The sequence below is a fragment of the Paraburkholderia sp. HP33-1 genome (assembly GCF_021390595.1).
In the GTDB taxonomy this organism is placed as follows: Bacteria; Pseudomonadota; Gammaproteobacteria; order Burkholderiales; family Burkholderiaceae; genus Paraburkholderia.
This window is the reverse complement of the sequence record NZ_JAJEJR010000003.1, coordinates 1,065,186-1,083,745: the sequence shown is the minus strand read 5'-3', so window position 1 is coordinate 1,083,745 and position 18,560 is coordinate 1,065,186. Positions and strand designations below refer to the sequence as shown.

Here is an 18,560-nt window from a genome sequence, read left to right as displayed (position 1 = left end):
TCATGAATCAGCCTGCCGATAAGCGTGAAGTTGTGGCGCCACCCGTGATTCTCGAAGAACACGGCGATGTACTGCTCGTCAGGCTCAATCGCCCGGACCGACTCAACGCGTTCAATCAGGAGCTGCACGAGCATCTGTCGACCGCGTGGTTCGTGGCGTCCCGTCCCGAGGTCCGCGCCGTCGTGCTCACAGGCGTCGGCCGGGGCTTCTGTGCGGGCGCCGATCTGCGGCAGCCGCCCACGCCGGGCGAATTGGGCTACCGCACGCTGCGCCACACATTCAACGCGCACGTACTGGCGATGAACGCGTTGGCGAAGCCCGTCATCGCGGCCATCAATGGCGCCGCCGCGGGCGCGGGACTGTCGTTGGCCTGCGCCGCCGATATCCGTCTGGCCTCGCGTTCCGCGACCTTCGTGCCGGCCTTCGTGGACATCGGACTGGTGCCGGATGCAGGTGGCAGCTACTACCTGACGCGACTCCTCGGGTATGGGCGCGCGTTTGCGTGGCTGGCAGGCGGGGAACGCTGGAGTGCCGACGAGGCCTTGCGCGCAGGCCTCGTCAACGAGGTGCTGGAAGCCGAAGCGCTGCTGCCGCGTGCGATGGCTTATGCAAGCAACCTCGCTTCGAAACCCGGGCTGAGCGTCGGCTTGACGAAGGATCTCCTCGCGAGGGCTGCACGTTTGAGCCTCGCCGAGCAGCTCGAAGCGGAAGTCCATGCGCAGAAACTGGCGATCGAAGACCCGGGCCGCGCGGAAGCGCGCGCGCGGAAGCTGAACGAAATCGCTGCCGGTCGAACTGAATAGGAGGGACCACGCCGTGTCCGATGTCTTGACCATCACAGAACCTGACCGAGGGCGATTCGAGACCCTGCTCATCGAGCGGAGCGAGTCGCTGCTTGTCTTGACACTCAATCGTCCGGATCGCCTGAATGCGGTCGGAGGCGATATGCACGAGGGCCTGGAGACGGTGTTCTCTGAACTGCGCCATGACCGCAGCGTGCGTGCCGTATTGCTGCGTGGTGCCGGTCGCGCGTTTTGCGTCGGCGGGGACATCAAGTCGTTTGCCGCCGAACCCGATGAGCCGCCGTCCGCCGCGCAACGCATCGAGGAGATCACTCAAGGCGCGGCGCGCCTCGTGGATGCGATGCTCAACGTGCCACAGCCGATTGTCGCCGCGGTGCAAGGCTATGCGATGGGTCTGGGCGCGACGTTGGCCCTGATGTGCGACGTGGTGCTGGCGGCCGACAACGCGCAGCTCGCTGATACCCACGTGCCGGTCGGTCTCGTGGCGGGAGACGGCGGCGCATTGGCCTGGCCCCTGTCGATGAGCATGGGCGCGGCCAAGTACTACCTGATGACGGGCGATCGTTTGAGCGGCGTCGAGGCTGCACGGCTCGGTCTGGTGCTCAAGGCCGTTCCGGAAGCGGAGTTGCAGACTGCGGCGCTGGCGGTTGCGAGCAAGCTCGCCGGACTCCCGCCGCTTGCCGTGCAAGGCACCAAATCCACGCTCAATCGTGTGCTGAGGCACCGCGCCGAGATGTTGATCGATCACGGCCTGTTGCTTGAAGGCGCGACATTCCTCAGCGATGACCACAAGGAAGCCGCGAGCGCGTTCATTGAAAAACGCCGTGGGGTTTTCAGGGGACGATGACCCGGGGGGATCGTCAATGGTCCGCGTTACCCAGGCAGTTTCGATCAAGCATTTTGCTTCGCGTGTATATGGTCCGCCCGGACGATACGCGAACGCCTCGAAAAACTTACTATCGTCACACCGGAGACAAGGAGGTACGACATGAACTTGCGTGAAGACGGCGCTTCGGCCGTTCCATACGTAGTGCAGAGCAATGTGCCGCAACGCATGGCGCGCGGCTGGCACTGCCTGGGATTGGCCGACCAGTACAAGGATGGAAAACCACACGGCGTATTCGCATTCAATACCAAGCTGGTGGTGTTTCAAAACCAGCAGGGCGCACTGTCGGTGCTGGATGCTTATTGCCCCCACATGGGTGGCGATCTTTCGCAGGGCACAGTCAGGGGCGACTCCGTTGCTTGCCCATTTCACGACTGGCGGTGGGGCGACAATGGCCGCTGCACCGCGATCCCGTACGCCAAACACATTCCGGTGCGCGCCCGTACCCGAAAATGGCACGCACTTGAGGAAAACCGGCTGCTGTTCATCTGGCATGACCCTGAGGGTAAGGCACCGCCGCCCGAAGTGGCGATCCCGCGGATCGATGGGCTGTTTGACGACACCTGGTCGCAATGGGACATGAGTGTTCACAAACTGGCGACGACAGGGCGCGAGTTGGTGGATAACCTCGTCGATGCGGCGCATTTTTTCTACGTACATGGCGAAGGCAAGGGCGCCGGCGCGAGCTACTTCAAGAACGTGTTCGACGGCCATGTCGCGTGGCAGTTTCTGGAGATGGGTACCGACCCGGATGCGCCCGCGACCTATCCGAAGGACAAGCCCGGCGTCCCGGCTGAGGAGATCGCCGGGTGGATGCGTGGCGAAACGCGCTACTACGGCCCGGCCTATCTGCATTCCCATCTGATGAACCGGTTTCCCGGCGACACCGTCGAGTTCATCGAGATTCTCGCCCAGGTTCCCGTGACGCCGGAAACCTTCCGGCTGTACATGGGCTTCAGCGTCAAGAAGCGGCCCGATCTGAGCGAAGAGCAAAACGCGGCGCGTACCAGGGCGGTTGCGGAGCGCAACCGCATCGGGACGTTGCAGGACGTCCATATCTGGGAGCACAAGACCCGCGTCGACAACCCGCTACTGTGCGACACCGACGGGCCTGTCTATCAGCTTCGCCGCTGGTACGAGCAATTCTTCGTCGACGTCGCTGACATCAAGCCGGAGATGACGGCCCGGCTCGAGATCGAAACAGACACGCGGCATGCGTTGCCGGTCTGGGATCGTCAAGCCGCCGAGAAGATTGCCGAGGAACAAGGCAACGGCGCCTGATCGCCAGGACCACAGGGTAAGCAACGGGGAGGAAGCGCAAGCATGCGTTGGCGCGACGTGCGCCACGCATGCGAGTGCTTCTATTTTTTTGCCCGGATCCCGGCCCTTCGCAGTGAAACAACATCCAGCCTGTGGGGAAGTGATGGCAACAACCGGCGAACGTGCTAATTCAGATCACCTGCTGCATGAGCGTAACGACACGCGACATCGATGGTTGCTGTTGTTGGCCATCATGGTCGCCCTGGTGGCTGCTGTGATGGCGTCCGTGGACTTCAATGTTGCCGTGCCGGTTTTGAGCCGCCACTTCGAGATCGGTCAGGATCGCGTGCAATGGGTCGTCTCCGGTTTCATGGCGGCAAACACCGCAGCCATGCTGACCACGCCCTGGCTGCTCTCGCGCTTCGGCTACCGCTATGTGTGTTACGGCTGCATGTTGATGCAGGTGGCCGGTGGGGCGTTGGGCGGTCTCGCCTGGAACTTTCCCGTTGTGCTGATCGCGCGCGTGGTGCAAGGCATCGCGGCGGGAGCCGTGATGCCTATCGCGCCCGTGGTCGTCATGCGGGCGTTTCAGCCCCACGAGCAAGGGCGCGTCTCGGCTGTCTACATCGCCGGCACCGTGTTGGTGCCGGCCTTGTCGCCGATCGTCGGCGGGCTGCTGATCCAGGCAATCGGATGGCGTGCGCCGTTTTTCTTCTCGGCCCCTGTCTGCCTGCTCGCCGTCTGGCTGGCACGACGCTACGTACCGGATGTCATGCCAGGCGGCACGGCTTCGGAACTCGACGATGGCTCATCGCTGGATTGGCTGGGGTTGTTGCTCGCTAGCGCGGGCACCGTGCTCATACTCAACGGACTGGTCGCCGTGCAAAGCCGGCAGCTGGCAATGGCCGCTGCACTGCTCGGTGGCGCACTGGCCGTGCTCGCCAGCTTCCTCGCATGGCAAGCGCGTCTGAAACGGCGGATGTCGGCCACGAGCGTCAAGCCGTTGCTGGACCTTGGTCTCTTCCGGTATCGCCAGTTTGCGATGGGTTGCTTCGTCGCATGCACCTATGGCGCTGCGCTATACGGCTCGACCTACCTGCTGCCCGTGTATCTGCAGGTTGCCCTCGGACTCTCGCCATCGTTCACGGGCTCCGTGCTTCTGCCTTCGAGCCTGCTTCTGATGGTGACGCTTGCCGTCGCGGGCCGGATTGCCGATCGCCAGCCGCCATACAGGATGGTCAGCCTGGGACTCCTCGTGATGGCAGCGTCGTTCGCGCTGATGATACGGCTCGATGTCAGCACACCGCTTTGGTGGTTGATCGCCATCACCATGTTCGGGCGAGTCGGATTGGGATTTGTGCTGCCATCGCTGAATCTGGGGGCGATGCGCGAGCTGCCGCCAGAGTCGCTGTCCTACGCGTCGAGCTCGATCAGCTTCCTGACCCTGATGGGCGGCTCGATTGGCGTCAGCCTGTGCGGAGTCGTCCTGCAATGGCGGTTGTCCGCGCACGGCGTGCAGCTCGGCGGTGCCGCGCACTCCGCCGCGCGGCTCGCCTCGTTCAATGACGTGTTCCTCATGGTCTGCGGCTTGTGCCTGTTGGCCATGTGCGCTGCATGGCGATTGCGCCCGCTGGCCGCCGGGTCGACGAGGCAGCGCCCGCGCAGGGGCACAGCGGGCGCGCGCTGATTCTCGGCAACGCGGCTCACGCGCTAGTGCCAGGAGTCGGTACCTCTAGTCTAAGCAGACCATGCGGGTTCGCGGATCACCTGGCATAGTTTGATCCAGCCTCACGCGATTGCGAACTCAACGCCAGCAATGGCCAGCAATAGTCAGGAATATTCAGGAAAACAAGCCATGTCGAACGCAACGCCTATCCCGGTCGGTCACTATGTGACCGTGCGCGGTAACCTGAAACTGCACCTGCACGAGCTTGGCAGCGTACGTGACGATCGCCCGTCGTTGATGTTTCTCCACGGCAGTGGCGTCGGTGCGAGCGGCTACTCGAACTTCAAGCTGAACATCGACTACTTCGCGAGGCAAGGCTGGCACGTTCTCGTGCCTGACTACCTTGGCTATGGGTTATCGGACAAGCCGCGCGACCTCGCCTACACATCGACCCTGCACGTCGAAGTGCTGAATGACCTGCTGATCCAGAAGGAAGTGCGTTCCGTGATCCCTGTCGGAAACTCGCTGGGAGGCGCAATCGCGTTCGAGTTTGCGCTCACCCACCCTGACAAGGTGGACCGGCTCGTCGTGATGGGCCCGGGCGGCGTGGAGGATCCCGCGCTCTGGGCCGCCGACATGCCGGGCCTGAAGGCATTGGGCGGCATGGTGGCTCAGCGCCTCACGGATCGGGACTCCATGCGCAAAGTGCTGCACCTGATCGTTGCCGACCCGGCCACCATCACGGAGGAAGCGATCGACGAGCGCCTGCCGGTATGGATCGAGCAGCCCCCTGAAGTTTTCAGCACGATGCGAGTCGGTGTCTACGCGGATCGCCTGCACGAATTGAAGATGCCTGTGTTGTGCTTCTGGGGCGCGAAAGACCAGTTCCTGCCGGTACGGCATGCGCTGGTGGTTGCGCAGCGCGTGCCCAATGCGCGCGTCGTCATCTCCACCGATGCGGGCCACTGGTTCATGCTCGAGCAGCCAGGGTACTTCAATCGCGAGATTGACGACTTCCTGAGTCACGCGTGACCGATTGCTGAATGGATTGTGCACCATGACTGTTGAAGCCTCCCAATTCCACACGTTGCGCGTGAGTGCTGTAATCGATGAGACAGACGACGCGAAATCCATCGTCTTTGCACGGCCTGACGACGCTGCGCGATTCGATTACCGTCCGGGTCAGTTCCTGACCTTGCGCATACCGGGCGACGGCGGTGAAGTCATGCGCTGTTATTCACTCGCGAGCTCGCCGGCGTTGGGCGAAGCGATGAAGGTGACGGTCAAGCGCGTGAAGGGCGGCGTCGCGTCGAACTGGATCTGCGACAACCTGCGGGCCGGGGATGATGTGCAGGTGCTGCCGCCGGTCGGCGCATTTACGCCGCGCCAGCTTGACGGCGACTTCCTGCTCTTCGCCGGTGGGAGCGGCGTCACGCCGGTCATGTCGATTCTCAAATTGGCCTTGCACGAAGGCACGGGTCGCGTCGTGCTCGTCTATGCCAACCGCGACGAGCGCTCGGTCATTTTCGCGCAGGAACTCCGTACGTTGGCAAGCCAATATGCCGGGCGCTTGGTGGTGTATCACTGGCTGGAAAGCGTGCAGGGCTTGCCGCGTGTCGATTTGCTCACCGCCCTCGCGCGGCCGTATGCCAGCTTCGAGGCATTCATTTGCGGCCCCGAGCCGTATATGGACTGCGCGCTGGCGGCGCTCGCGAGCCTCGGCGTGACGAAGAAACGTGTGCACGTCGAGCGCTTCGTCTCGCTGGCGAGCGCTCCGCAAGACACGCCTCGCCAACCGATCGCGCAAGCATCCGGCGAGCCGGACAGCAAGCTGGAAGTCAGCCTGAATGGGGCGACCTGCACGGTTGATTGGGCACGTGACGAAACGTTGCTCGACGCGATGCTGGGCGCGCGGCTCGCAGCGCCGCATTCGTGTCGCGAAGGCAGGTGCGGCGCCTGTGTTTGCAAAGTGATCGACGGCAAGGTTTCGATGCTCGGCAACTTCCTGCTCGACGACAATGATTTGGCCGAGGGCTATGTCCTTGCCTGCCAGGCGGTACCGGATACGAGCGTGGTTCGCATCAGTTTCGACGGATAGAGCGGCCATCTCATCCAGCCCCGTTGCGCGTACCTGCGTGTTCACGTTTTACGAAACCATCAATAGGAGAGGGCATGAAGATTGACCAACTTGGCTACCTGGTCGTGCAAACGACCGATCTCGGGAAGTGGCGGCACTTCGCCACTCAGGTCGTAGGCATGGCTGCTGCCGATGGCCCGGATGGGTCGTTGTATCTGAAGATCGATGGCCGGGAGCACCGCGTGCTCGTCGTCGAGGGCGATCGCGACGGCCTGGTTGCCTCGGGCTGGGAGATGCGCAGCGAGGCGGACTTTGTCGCGCTGCGCAGCAAGCTCGTCAATGCGAACGTGGAGGTTTCCGCAGGGAATCCGTCGCAGTGCGCACTTCGCAAGGTGACCGACATGTTCACCTGCACCGATCCGTCCGGCAATCGCATCGAGGTGTACTGGGGACCGATCTCCGACTTTACCCGTTTTGTTTCGCCGATCGGGGTGTCTGCCTTCGTGACGGGTTCGATGGGGATGGGGCACGTGGTGTTGCCTAGCCTGAACTTCGACGCAACCAAAGAGTTCTGGACGCAAACGATGGGCTTCGGGATGTCGGATATTCTGCACGTCCCCTTCGGCCCGGACAAAGTCGGGCGTATCCATTTCCTGCACTGCAATCCGCGGCAGCACAGCCTGGCGCTGGCGGAGATGCCGAGCCCGGCGAACTGCATTCACATGATGCTCGAGGTGCCCGACATGGACGAGGTTGGGCGGGCGCTTGACCGTGTCGCGGCTCACCAGGTGCCGCTGGCGGCATCGCTCGGACGACACGTGAACGACGACATGACGTCCTTCTACGTTTGGACCCCGGGCGGCTTCGCGTTGGAATTCGGCTGTGGCGGCCTGGTGAAGGATTGGGAGAAAGAACACACAGTGTTTGAAACGACGCGCGGCAGCCACTGGGGCCATCACTGGCAGGCGCCGCCGAGCGCGTAATCGAGCGCTAACCCATCTTGGCAAGGACGAAATACTATTTAGGAGTCTATATGAACAAACCACTCAGGTTGGATCAAGTCGGTGAGGCCTCTCCTACTCCGGAGGAGCTCGTCGCGCGCGCGAGGGCATTGATTCCGACGCTGCGGGAACGGGCAAAGCTTGGGGAAAGCGGCCGGCAGATCCCCCCCGAGACCATCGCCGACTTCAAGGAGGCGGGACTTTTCCGGGTGCTGCAGCCGAAGCGTTGGGGCGGCTACGAGATGCATCCGAACGTCTTTTTCGACATCGTGATGGCCCTGGGTGAGGGCGACATGTCCTCCGCGTGGGTCTATAGCGTCGTGGCGGTGCACCCCTGGCAGATCGCCTGCTATGACGAACGTGCGCAGCAGGAGGTGTGGGGCGAAGACGACAGCACCCTCGCATCTTCGACATACATGCCCGGAGGCAAGGCGACGCCGGTCGAAGGCGGATTCCGTTTCAGCGGACGCTGGGGTTACTCGAGCGGTTCGGCCCACTGCAAGTGGGTGCTGCTTGGCGGGATGATCCTCAATCCTGACGGTCAGCCGACTCAAGGCACGTTCCTGCTGCCGCGCAGCGACTACGAAATCGTGGACGCCTGGGACACGCCCGGGTTGCGGGGGACGGGAAGCGACGACATCGTCGTCAACGATGTGTTCGTGCCGGACTACCGCGTGATGTCCGGGATGGGCGGGTTCCTGTGTGAGCATCCGGGCCACGCGGTGAACGATGGGGCGCTCTATCGTCTTCCGTACGGACAGGTGTTTTGCCGGGCCGTGTCGACGCCGGCCATCGGTGCGCTGCAAGGGATGATCGACCAGATGCAGGAAACCGCGAAGACGCGCGCCAACCTGTTTGGCATGCGCACCACGCAGGACCCGATCGCGACGCTGGCGATTGCTGAAGCACAAAACGAGGTCGATCAGCTCAAGCTGATCCTGCAGCGCAACTTCGACGTGCTGTGGTCCTATGCCGAGCGTCGTGAATTGCCTCCGGTCGAATTGCGCTCGCAATACCGGTTCCAGGCGAGCCTTCCCCCGGAACGCGTGTCGATTGCCGCCGCGCGCCTTTTCAAGGCCGTGGGCGGCGCGGCGGTCTACAACAAGAACCCCTATGGCCGGATCATGAACGACATCATGGTCGGTCGACAACACATTGCCAACCAGTTCGAAATCTATGGACGGGGGTGGGGCTCCGTGTTGATGGGCCAGGAAAACAAGGACTACTTTCTCTGACTGGAGCGTACTGACCATGGAAAAAATCAGATGCGCGATCATCGGTCCCGGAAACATCGGCACCGATTTGCTGGCCAAGCTAAAGCGCAGCGCAGTGCTGGAGCCGGTCTGGATGGTCGGGATCGATCCGGATTCCGACGGGCTCAGGCGTGCGAGCGAGTTGGGTATCAAGACGAGCGCGGCTGGCGTGGACGGGCTGCTGCCGCATGTGCTGGCCGATGGCGTGCAGATCGCCTTCGACGCTACCAGCGCTTACGTGCATGCCGAGAATTCACGCAAGCTGAATGCGCTAGGCGTGCTGATGATCGACCTCACGCCGGCGGCCATCGGTCCGTATTGCGTGCCGCCGGTCAACCTCTCCGAACATCTGGGCAAGCGTGAGATGAACGTGAACATGGTGACCTGCGGCGGCCAGGCCACCATTCCGATGGTGGCCGCGGTCTCCCGCGTGCAGAAGGTGAAGTATGCGGAGATCGTTGCTTCGGTATCGTCGCGCTCGGTCGGTCCGGGTACGCGCAAGAACATCGATGAATTCACGCGGACCACGGCCAGTGCGATCGAAACCGTGGGCGGCGCGGATGAGGGCAAGGCGATCATCGTCATCAATCCGGCCGAGCCGCCGCTCATCATGCGCGACACGATTTACTGCCTCACCGAGGACGCCCCCCGGGCGGCCGAGATCGAGGCGTCCGTGCACGCGATGATCACCGAGGTGCAGAAGTACGTGCCCGGCTACAAGCTGGTGAATGGCCCTGTCATCGATCCGGAGACACATCGTGTGTCGGTCTTCATGGAGGTCGAGGGTCTGGGCGATTATTTGCCGAAATATGCCGGCAATCTCGACATCATGACGGCAGCAGCGGCGCGTACCGGGGAAATGTTCGCGGAGGAAATCCTCGCCGGGAAACTCACGCTTGAACGCGTTTGCGCCTAAGCCGAAGGAGACAAGACATGAACCTCAAGGGCAAGAAGGTCACCCTCCACGACAACACGCTGCGCGACGGCATGCATCCCAAACGCCATCAGATCACCGTCGAGCAGATGGTCTCGGTGGCGAAGGGACTCGATGAGGCCGGCATGCCGCTCATCGAAGTCACGCATGGCGACGGTCTGGGCGGCGCTTCGTTGAATTACGGCTTTCCGCGCCATACCGACGAGGAGTACCTCAAGGCGGTGGTGCCGGCCATGAAGCGCGCGAAGATTTCCGCGCTGCTGCTGCCGGGAATCGGCACCGTCGATCACCTTCGCATGGCGCGCGATCTCGGGGTGCACACCATCCGTATCTGTACCCACTGCACCGAAGCCGACGTGTCGGAGCAACACGTCACGCTCGCACGCAAGCTCGAGATGGACACGGGCACGTTTCTGATGATGGCGCACATGAATTCGCCCGAGAAGCTGGCGGACCAGGCGAAGCTGATGGAGAGCTATGGCGCGAACTGCGTCTACATTACCGATTCAGCAGGCTATCTGCTGCCCGATGACGTAACGGACCGGGTGCAGGCGTTGCGAGCGGCGCTCAGGCCTGAGACCGAGATTGGCTTTCATGGCCACCACAATCTCGCGATGGGCGTGGCGAACTCGCTTGCCGCGATCGAAGCGGGCGCGACACGCATCGATGGCTCGACCAATGGACTGGGCGCGGGAGCGGGCAACACGCCGCTCGAAGTGTTCGTCGCGGTGGCTAATCGGATGGGCATCGAGACTGGCGTCGATCTATACAAGATCATGGACGTGGCCGAGGATCTGGTGCTGCCGATGATGGACCACCCGGTGCGCATCGACCGCGACGCGCTCACGCTCGGCTATGCCGGCGTGTACTCTTCCTTCCTTCTCTTTGCCAAGCGTGCCGAGAAGAAATACGGCATCCCGGCGCGCGACCTGCTGGTCGATCTGGGCCGCCGGGGCATGGTGGGCGGCCAGGAGGACATGATCGAAGACACCGCGATGACCATGGCGAGGGCGCGCGGGTTGTTGCAGTAGCGTGCCACGCCGCCTCGCAAGCACCCGACGCTGAATTTGCGATTCCATAATTGAAGAGGAGACAACAATATGTCGCAAGTACCGAGCCCTTTCGATCCGATCAAGATCGGCCCGATCACATTGCGTAACCGCTTCGTCAGGTCAGGGGCGAACGAGGCGATGACCGTGGACGGGGCACCGTCGAAGGCGCTGGTGAAGCACCATGGTGACGTGGCTGCCGGTGGCGTCGGCATGACGACTGTCGCATACGGTGCGGTGAGCAAAGTCGGCCGGACGTTGGCCAACCAGCTCGTACTCCAGAAAGAGAATCTGCCGGACCTTCGCGTGCTCGCAGACGCCATTCACGCGGGAGGCGCGAAAGCCTCGATGCAGATCACTCACGGTGGCTCCTTTGTCACGAGCCTGAAGCTGGACCAACGTGCGATGAGCGCATCCGGGGGGATCAACAAGGCAGGGCTGTTCGCCGGCAACTACCTGCGTCGGGCCATGAACGAGGCTGACATGCGCCAGGTCATCCAGGAGTTCGTGCAGGCGGCCAAATTATGTCGCGAGGCAGGCTTCGATGTGGCCGAAATTCATATGGGCCACGGTTATCTGCTGAACCAGTTCATCTCCCCGCTGGACAACAAGCGCACCGACGTCTACGGCGGCAACGCGGTGAACCGCGTGCGCTTTCCCGCGCGGCTGCTTGCAGCTGTCAAGGATGCCGTAGGAAAGGACATGGCGGTGATCGCGAAGATCAACGTGTCCGATGGTGTGCCCAAAGGTGCCACCGCCGAGGACGGCGTGGTCACCGCCCGCGCGCTCGAGCAGGCCGGTGCCGACATGCTGGTGCTGTCCGGTGGCCGCAATGTCGACTCACCTTGGTACATCTTCGGCGGCAACCTGAATCAGAAGGCGATGGAAGAGGTCATGGCGCAGAAGAAGTTCAGCCTCGGGGCTATGGCGTTCAAGCTCGCCGGCCTCGGTGCTCCAAAGATCGACTTCCATGAGATGTATTTTCTGGAGCATTCGCGCAAGATCCGCGCAGCGGTGCGCTTGCCGCTGGCTTTTCTTGGCGGGGTGCATTCGATGGCCAGTGTGGAAAAAGCAATGGCAGAGGGGTTTGACTGCGTGGTGATGGCGCGGCCCTTGATTCACGACCCCGATCTGGTCAACAAGTTCAGGAGCGGGGCGCTCACTCGGTCGGGATGCACGGCTTGCAACTCCTGCGTGGCGTACATTTATCACCCGGCGGGTGTGCGGTGCGTGCTGAATCCACCCAACGACCTGCTTCTGAATCAGCGACGGGCGTCGGAGCAGTGACAAGCGGAGAGATCGGTTGAAGCGTTCATCCAGAACCAGCGACGCCGCTGGTTCTCGGCGACGGTTACCAGTACATCTTCATTTTTTGCGGAGAGCAATAGTGAAGTCTATTGACGAGCGCGCTAAGCGATTCACGAAGACGCTGGAAAAGCGTATTGACGCAAATTAGTCAGAGCCGCGTTGCCAGATAACGGAGTTCCCTCACGTCGCCGGGATTCGTCCATCAGAATCAAGCAATCCTCCAGAAACGGACTATAGTCAAATCCGTCTATGGCGAGTGCTTGATGAAGGAGGTCGGCGATGAAAGGGATATCCTTGCCGACGTTGGCAATCGTTTGCGCGTTGACATCGGGTTGGAGCACGGCAATAGCAAGCCCCCCGAGTGAGCGGATCAGTATTCCGCTCACCGCCACATCGCAAAATGCGGGAAAGATTGCGCAAGCGACATTGGTGCCGGTGGGCGACGCAACGGAAATTGTGCTCTTTGTGGGCGGCGTACCCTCGAACGTGGCACAACCCCCGCATCTCTATACCTACATCTATCCGGGCATGTGTGGCGACCTCGGGCCCAAACCTGTGATTGCAATGAATGACCAGGTTGTCCTCGGCGATCGTCTCCCGCAGCTCAGCAGGTGGATGTCCAAGAGGGTGCCTATTGCACTGAACGAATTGCGTTCAGGAGACTACGCGCTCGTCGTGCGAACCAGCCCCGCCGACGGCTTCGTCAATATCTTCTGCGGCAACCTCAAGAAGACCGCGTAAGTTTGGGCTCGGTATCGAACCGCGGCGGCGCTCACTTCGCGCGCCGCGCGTCGCGCTCATGCGCCCAGTGCTGGAGCATCACCCGGGACTGTTCGCAGATTGCCTTCTTCAGGAAGTCGGCCTTCTTCGCATCGATGTCATCCCAGCGGAGCAAGGTCTGCACCGACCGGCGTGCGAAGTTGAACAGCAGCGACTGCCCGTGCAGGCTGATCATGCGCACGATCGTGAGCGGATCGTCGGCGCGGCGGCCACTGATGCGTGCAAGCAGTGCCGCGTTGACCTCGTTGAGCGGCGCGCGCAGACGCTCGTCCAGAACGTTCGAACCGATCTCGGGCTCGCTGCCGGATTGCTCACGCGCAATGAAGAGCCGTGAGTCCGGGTTGCTGCGCTTCACGATGGTGCGGTCCGCCACGGCTTCGAGGATGCCGATGAACGCATCAATCAACGCCTCGGTGCCGGCATTGCGCGCGAGTGCCTCGCGTGCGCGCAGCACCGCCGGTTCGAAGACCTGCCAGGACTCGTCGGCGAGCGATTCGGCGCAGGCGCGGTACAGCCCCTCCTTGTTCTCGAAGTAGTACTGCAGCGCGGGTGCGTTCACGCCGGCGCGCGCGGCAATGTCGCGCGTGGAAGCGCCGTCGAAGCCATGCTGCCCAAAGAGGTGGATCGCCGCGTCGATGATCTTGCGGCGCGTTTCGTCGCCGCGCGCATAGCCCCCCTCCGGCGGGCGACGCAATGGTTTGCTCTTGCTCATGTGATCCCCCTCAGTGTTGCCGCGTTGCGGTTTCGCCGCCAGAAATATATCACTTGACATATTTGTTCCGGATGGAATAAATATTCCGACTGGAATATTTCTGAGGCAAACAAATATGTCAACGACTGCAGGCGCGCCGACGCGCGACATGCCCGGCGAGACGGCGCGCCCAGCGCGCCGCGGGACCAGGCGCTTCGTGCTGATCGGCATTGTGCTGGCGGCGCTGGTGGCCGCGGCCGCGTTGCTCGCACACTGGTGGCTCGTCGGGCGTTTCATCGAATCGACCGACGACGCGTATCTGCAGACTGACAGCGTGACCGTCGCGCCGAAGGTGAGCGGCTATGTCACGGACGTCTACGTGGACGACAATCAGAGCGTCAAGGCGGGCGATCCGCTCATGAAGCTCGACGCGCGCCAGTACCAGGTCGCGCTCGACGAGGCCAATGCCAATATCGATGCGCGCAACGCCGACATCCAGAACGCGCAGGCGCAGATCGAGCAGCAGCGCGCAAAAATCGCGCAGGCCGAGGCACAGCAGCAGGTGTCACGCGTGAGCCTGCGGCACGCGCGCGACGAGGTGACTCGCTACGCGCCGGTCGTCGCCGCCGGTGCGGAAACGGGCGAGCGCCTTGCCGCTTTGACGAGCACACGCGACGAGGCGCAGGCCACGCTCGCCGCGGACACCGCCGCGCTCGCGGCCGCGCGCACGCAGATCACGGCGCTCACGGCGCAGCTCGCGCAGGCGCGTGCGCAGCTCGAGGCCGCGCGTGCGAGTGCCGCGCAGTCGCAGCTCGATCTGGACCACACGGTAGTGAGGAGCGCGCTCGCGGGGCGTGTGGGCGACCGCACGGTGCGCGTGGGCCAGTACGTGCAACCCGGCACCCGCGTGCTGACCGTCGTGCCGGTGCAGCGCACCTACCTCGAGGCGAACTTCAAGGAAACGCAGATTGGCCGCATGCGCGCGGGCCAGCCCGTGGATATTCGCGTCGATGCACTGCCGGACCACACGTTGCATGGCGTCGTGGAAAGCTTCTCGCCAGGCACCGGCTCGCAATTCGCGCTGCTGCCGCCTGAGAACGCGACCGGCAACTTCACGAAGATCGTGCAGCGCGTGCCCGTGCGCATCCGCATCGACACGGGTCCTGAGACCCGCGGGGTGCTGCTGCCGGGGATGTCGGTGACCGCGGAGGTCGACACGCGCTCGGCGCGCGAGCTCGATCGCCGTATCGACGCCGAGAATCATCGTGAGTGACACAGCAACCCACGCGACGCACATGGCGCCACCCCACGAGGCGCGCGCGAGCACGGCCGACTGGATCGCCGTCGCCGCGGGCGGGCTCGGCGCGCTGATGGCGACGCTCGACATCTCGATCACCAACTCGGCGCTACCGCAGATCCAGGGCGAGATTGGCGCGACCGGCACCGAGGGGACGTGGATTTCGACCGGCTACCTGATGAGCGAGATCGTGATGATCCCGCTCGCCGCGTGGCTCACGCGCGTGTTCGGCGTGCGCAATTTCCTGCTCGCGAACTCGGCGCTTTTCGTTGCGTTCTCGATGATGTGCGGCTGGTCCAACTCGCTCGGCATGATGATCGCGGGACGCATCGGCCAGGGCTTCACCGGCGGCGCGATGATCCCGACGGGGCAGACCATCATCCGCACGCGGCTGCCGCTCTCGCAGCTGCCCGTGGGCATGACCGTGTTCGGCTTGATCGTGTTGCTCGGCCCGCTGCTCGGCCCCGTGGTGGGTGGCTGGCTCGCGGAGAACATCGGCTGGAAGTGGTGCTTCTTCATCAATCTGCCGGTGAGCATTGCGCTCGTCACACTGCTCGTGGTCGGGCTAAAACCCGATCGGCCGCACTGGGAGGCGTTCCTCAAGGCGGACTGGCCCGGCATCGCGGGCCTTGCGATCGGGCTCAGCTCGCTCACGGTGGTGCTCGAGGAGGGCCAGCGCGAGCGCTGGTTCGAGTCGCAGATGATCGTCACGCTGACAGGGGTCTCGCTCGCGGGCATGGCGCTGATCGCGCTCTCACAGTTCACCGCGAAAAGGCCGATCCTGCGCCTCTCGCTGATGCGCAATCCGCGCTATGCGAGTGTGATCATCATTGTGACCGCCGTCGGCGCCGGGATCTATGGCATCTCCTATCTGCTGCCGCAATTCCTCAGTCTGGTCGCGGGCTACAACGCGCTGCAGTCGGGCTCGATCATGTTGTTCTCGGGATTGCCCGCCTTCCTGATGATGCCGATCCTGCCGCGACTGCTCGGCAAGGTGGACTTTCGCATGCTGGTCGTGAGCGGCCTGCTGCTCTTCACGCTGAGCTGCATGCTCGACATTTCGCTGACGGCGCAAAGTGTCGGCCACGACTTCATGGCGTCCCAGCTGATTCGCGGCGCGGCGCAGGTGCTCGCGATGATGCCGCTCAATCAGGCGTCGATGGCAGCCGTCGCGCGCGAGGACTCGGCGGACGCGGCCGGGCTCTACAACATGGCGCGCAATCTCGGTGGCTCGATGGGCCTCGCGATCATCGGCACGCTGATCGAGCGACGCGAAACCTTCCATGCCGCGGTGCTGCGCGAGGCGGTCAGCGCCAACTCGCTGATCGGCCAGGAGCGCATCGCCACCAGCGCGGCCGGCTGGTACGAGCGCACTGGTGACATGGCGTACTCACAGATGCGCGCACTCGGCCAATTCGCTGAACAGATCCAGCAGCAGGCGATGGTCATGACCTTCTCGGAGACGTTCTGGCTGCTCGGCATTGCGCTCGCTTTGTGTGTGCCGCTCGCGCTGCTGCTCAAGAAGCCGCAACCCGGTGCGACTGGGTCCTCCGCGGGCCACTGACGCCGTGTTCGGCTCATCGACGCGCGCGTGACGGCGTTCCGCCGTCCGCGTGTCAGTCTCACGTCGCTCGCCTAGTCCAGGCGGACCATGCGGACCTCGGGTCCGGGCGTCAAAGTCCAGGTATGACCACACCTACAGAGCAGCCGCGAGCAGGACGTGAGCCGCCCGGTGTTGGTTGGAGTGGGATGCCTGCCAATAACTACTTTGACGGAGACACGATATGCCGCACGAATTCGGCCCGGATTCGCCCAACTGGTTCAGTCGCGTGGAAGCGGCCGAGCGCGTTGCTGCGCCCGACCAGGTGGCTTGGGACATTAGCGCTGATTTCGTCGTGGTCGGCTATGGTGGCGCCGGCGTGAGTGCCGCGCTCCAGGCGGCGGAGAACGGCCTGAAAGTATTGGCCGTGGACGCCTTCGGCGGCGGCGGGGCGACGGCGATGAACGGCGGCATCTTCTACTCCGGCGGCGGGACCGTCGTCCAGCGCAAGGCTGGTGTGGAGGACACCGTCGACAACATGTACCGGTACCTGCGCGAGGAGGTCAAGGACGTCGTCAGTCCCAGTACCCTTCAACGCTTCTGCGCGGGGAGCTCGGGCGACCTGGACTGGCTGATCGGCCACGGTGTCCGCTTTGACAGCAGCTACTATCCGCACAAGACTTTCTATCCCCCGTCGGGCTATTTCCTGTACCACCCGGACAGCACCCTGGCGGCCGTCTACCAGAACGTAGCCCGGCCGGCGCCGCGAGGACACAAGTACTGGCATCCTCCGGTCAACCAGGCAGTGGGCTTCGGCATTCATCTGACCGAGCCGCTGCAGCGGCGCGCCGCGAGTCTCGGGGTCGAGTTCTGGCCGCGCACGGAAGCACGTCGGATGATCGTATCGACAGAGGGCGAAATTCTCGGTGTGGCTGTCATGCGCATACCGCCTGATTCCCCATACGCCCGGGAGTTCGCCACCGTGCAGGAAACCGCGCGGACACTCATGCAAAAGCTGCCGAGCTCGATGCCTGGGTACGCCCGACACGAGCGCAAAGCCAACCGCTACTGGCGCAAGGCCGACGAGTTGCTGCGCATGCACGGCGTTCTGCAGCGCATTCGTGCTACGCGAGGCGTGTGCCTGAGTGCCGGCGGATTCATCTGGAACCGCCAGATGGTGGCGAGCTATGCGCCGAAGTATGTCGCCGGTATGGCAATGGGCTCGCCGGGAGGGGATAACGGCAGCGGCATACGTCTGGGCCAGACTGCAGGTGGCAAAGCGGACTTGATGGAAAGGGTCAGCAGTTGGCGCTTCATCAACCCGCCGACTCAATGGCCCAAAGGTATCCTCGTGAATGCAACGGGTCGGCGCTATGTCAATGAGGCGCTGTATGGCGCGACCATTGGACGGGCAATGAACGAGCATAACAACGGCAAGGGCTACATCATTCTCGACCGGGCGCTCTACCGGGGAGCCTGGCGCGAAGCCGCTCTCGAAAACCTCTTTCCCTTCATGCGCATTCCGCTCGTGCTGGCACTGGGGTTCCAGACCCGCAAGGGACGTACCCTGGCGGACCTCGCGAGAAAGTTGAACATCCCCGAGGCCGAGCTTTCAGCGACGGTCGCTCGCTACAACCGCATCGCAGACGGCCTGGAGGACGACGAGTTTGGCAAAGGCCGGGCGGAATGCCACGCGCTGCGTGAAGGGCCTTTCTATGCGGTCGACGTCTCGGTATCGAGCAAGCTGTTTCCCTGCTGTTGCATGTCGGTCGGCGGGCTGCGGGTGAACGAGGACAGCGGACAGGTGTTGCGCGAGGATGGTTCTCCCGTTTCAGGCCTCTACGCAGCAGGCAGAACTGCCATCGGGTTGCCGTCCAACCTTTATGTCAGTGGCTTGTCCGCGGCTGATTGCGTGTTCTCGGGGCGTCGAGCGGCCAACCATGCGAGTCGGCGCAGTTTTGAAGTCAGCGCGGAGGCGACGCTGGGCTGATTCAACCTTTAAGGCGCACGCGGAA

Annotated in this window: 16 protein-coding genes; 15 read left to right on the top strand and 1 reads right to left on the bottom strand. The window is 63.2% G+C overall.

Annotated features, from left to right (window positions below; all coding sequences use genetic code 11):
- Positions 1 to 2 precede the first annotated feature (2 nt).
- The 12 genes from L0U81_RS31950 (at position 3) to L0U81_RS31895 (ending at position 12,978) form a co-directional block, all read left to right on the top strand.
- Positions 3 to 803: an enoyl-CoA hydratase/isomerase family protein gene (locus L0U81_RS31950; RefSeq protein ID WP_233809898.1), complete on the top strand. Its 801-nt coding sequence runs from the start codon at positions 3 to 5 to the stop codon at positions 801 to 803.
- Positions 804 to 816: 13 nt separating this feature from the next.
- Positions 817 to 1,650: an enoyl-CoA hydratase/isomerase family protein gene (locus L0U81_RS31945; RefSeq protein ID WP_233809896.1), complete on the top strand. Its 834-nt coding sequence runs from the start codon at positions 817 to 819 to the stop codon at positions 1,648 to 1,650.
- Between the two features lie 141 nt (positions 1,651 to 1,791).
- Positions 1,792 to 2,970, top strand: coding sequence for a Rieske 2Fe-2S domain-containing protein (locus L0U81_RS31940; protein WP_233809894.1), 1,179 nt, complete (start codon positions 1,792 to 1,794; stop codon positions 2,968 to 2,970).
- A 142-nt stretch (positions 2,971 to 3,112) separates the two neighbouring features.
- Positions 3,113 to 4,636, top strand: coding sequence for an MFS transporter (locus tag L0U81_RS31935; protein ID WP_233809892.1), 1,524 nt, complete (start codon positions 3,113 to 3,115; stop codon positions 4,634 to 4,636).
- 168 nt (positions 4,637 to 4,804) lie between these two features.
- Positions 4,805 to 5,647, top strand: a complete 843-nt coding sequence (locus L0U81_RS31930; RefSeq protein WP_233809890.1) for an alpha/beta fold hydrolase — start codon at positions 4,805 to 4,807, stop codon at positions 5,645 to 5,647.
- Between the two features lie 25 nt (positions 5,648 to 5,672).
- The gene (locus L0U81_RS31925) at positions 5,673 to 6,713 is read left to right on the top strand and encodes a ferredoxin--NADP reductase (RefSeq protein WP_233809888.1); all 1,041 of its coding nucleotides are present in this window, start codon (positions 5,673 to 5,675) and stop codon (positions 6,711 to 6,713) included.
- A gap of 74 nt (positions 6,714 to 6,787) precedes the next feature.
- Positions 6,788 to 7,675 carry a VOC family protein gene (locus tag L0U81_RS31920; protein ID WP_233809886.1) on the top strand — a complete coding sequence of 296 codons (888 nt, stop codon included), beginning with the start codon at positions 6,788 to 6,790 and terminating at the stop codon, positions 7,673 to 7,675.
- Positions 7,676 to 7,725: 50 nt separating this feature from the next.
- Positions 7,726 to 8,928: a flavin-dependent monooxygenase gene (locus tag L0U81_RS31915; protein ID WP_233809884.1), complete on the top strand. Its 1,203-nt coding sequence runs from the start codon at positions 7,726 to 7,728 to the stop codon at positions 8,926 to 8,928.
- Between the two features lie 16 nt (positions 8,929 to 8,944).
- The gene (locus tag L0U81_RS31910; RefSeq protein ID WP_233809882.1) at positions 8,945 to 9,862 is read left to right on the top strand and encodes an acetaldehyde dehydrogenase (acetylating); all 918 of its coding nucleotides are present in this window, start codon (positions 8,945 to 8,947) and stop codon (positions 9,860 to 9,862) included.
- 17 nt (positions 9,863 to 9,879) lie between these two features.
- Positions 9,880 to 10,911, top strand: coding sequence for a 4-hydroxy-2-oxovalerate aldolase (gene dmpG, locus L0U81_RS31905; protein ID WP_233809880.1), 1,032 nt, complete (start codon positions 9,880 to 9,882; stop codon positions 10,909 to 10,911).
- A 69-nt stretch (positions 10,912 to 10,980) separates the two neighbouring features.
- Entirely contained in the window at positions 10,981 to 12,216 is a 1,236-nt protein-coding gene (locus L0U81_RS31900) for an NADH:flavin oxidoreductase (RefSeq protein ID WP_233809878.1), read from the top strand.
- Between the two features lie 300 nt (positions 12,217 to 12,516).
- On the top strand, positions 12,517 to 12,978 hold the full coding sequence (locus L0U81_RS31895) for a hypothetical protein (protein WP_233809876.1): 462 nt from the start codon (positions 12,517 to 12,519) through the stop codon (positions 12,976 to 12,978).
- 31 nt (positions 12,979 to 13,009) lie between these two features.
- Here the strand turns inward: L0U81_RS31895 and L0U81_RS31890 are convergent, their stop codons facing one another.
- Positions 13,010 to 13,729: a CerR family C-terminal domain-containing protein gene (locus tag L0U81_RS31890; RefSeq protein WP_233809874.1), complete on the bottom strand. Its 720-nt coding sequence runs from the start codon at positions 13,727 to 13,729 to the stop codon at positions 13,010 to 13,012.
- A 115-nt stretch (positions 13,730 to 13,844) separates the two neighbouring features.
- On the opposite strand from L0U81_RS31890, the gene L0U81_RS31885 reads away from it, so the two are divergent.
- From L0U81_RS31885 to L0U81_RS31875, 3 genes are all read left to right on the top strand, one after another.
- Positions 13,845 to 14,981, top strand: coding sequence for an HlyD family secretion protein (locus L0U81_RS31885; protein ID WP_442793476.1), 1,137 nt, complete (start codon positions 13,845 to 13,847; stop codon positions 14,979 to 14,981).
- Positions 14,974 to 16,569: an MDR family MFS transporter gene (locus L0U81_RS31880; RefSeq protein ID WP_233809872.1), complete on the top strand. Its 1,596-nt coding sequence runs from the start codon at positions 14,974 to 14,976 to the stop codon at positions 16,567 to 16,569. The genes L0U81_RS31885 and L0U81_RS31880 overlap by 8 nt, the downstream gene beginning before the upstream one ends.
- Before the next feature lie 220 nt (positions 16,570 to 16,789).
- Entirely contained in the window at positions 16,790 to 18,535 is a 1,746-nt protein-coding gene (locus L0U81_RS31875) for an FAD-binding protein (RefSeq protein WP_233809870.1), read from the top strand.
- Positions 18,536 to 18,560: the final 25 nt, after the last annotated feature.

Coding starts and splice junctions, on each gene's coding strand:
- L0U81_RS31885 (WP_442793476.1), top strand. CDS start 13,845: ATGTCAACGACTGCAGGCGCGCCGACGCGCGACATGCCCGGCGAGACG.
- L0U81_RS31910 (WP_233809882.1), top strand. CDS start 8,945: ATGGAAAAAATCAGATGCGCGATCATCGGTCCCGGAAACATCGGCACC.
- dmpG (WP_233809880.1), top strand. CDS start 9,880: ATGAACCTCAAGGGCAAGAAGGTCACCCTCCACGACAACACGCTGCGC.
- L0U81_RS31900 (WP_233809878.1), top strand. CDS start 10,981: ATGTCGCAAGTACCGAGCCCTTTCGATCCGATCAAGATCGGCCCGATC.
- L0U81_RS31940 (WP_233809894.1), top strand. CDS start 1,792: ATGAACTTGCGTGAAGACGGCGCTTCGGCCGTTCCATACGTAGTGCAG.
- L0U81_RS31895 (WP_233809876.1), top strand. CDS start 12,517: ATGAAAGGGATATCCTTGCCGACGTTGGCAATCGTTTGCGCGTTGACA.
- L0U81_RS31890 (WP_233809874.1), bottom strand. CDS start 13,729: ATGAGCAAGAGCAAACCATTGCGTCGCCCGCCGGAGGGGGGCTATGCG.
- L0U81_RS31920 (WP_233809886.1), top strand. CDS start 6,788: ATGAAGATTGACCAACTTGGCTACCTGGTCGTGCAAACGACCGATCTC.
- L0U81_RS31930 (WP_233809890.1), top strand. CDS start 4,805: ATGTCGAACGCAACGCCTATCCCGGTCGGTCACTATGTGACCGTGCGC.
- L0U81_RS31915 (WP_233809884.1), top strand. CDS start 7,726: ATGAACAAACCACTCAGGTTGGATCAAGTCGGTGAGGCCTCTCCTACT.
- L0U81_RS31875 (WP_233809870.1), top strand. CDS start 16,790: ATGCCGCACGAATTCGGCCCGGATTCGCCCAACTGGTTCAGTCGCGTG.
- L0U81_RS31925 (WP_233809888.1), top strand. CDS start 5,673: ATGACTGTTGAAGCCTCCCAATTCCACACGTTGCGCGTGAGTGCTGTA.
- L0U81_RS31935 (WP_233809892.1), top strand. CDS start 3,113: ATGGCAACAACCGGCGAACGTGCTAATTCAGATCACCTGCTGCATGAG.
- L0U81_RS31950 (WP_233809898.1), top strand. CDS start 3: ATGAATCAGCCTGCCGATAAGCGTGAAGTTGTGGCGCCACCCGTGATT.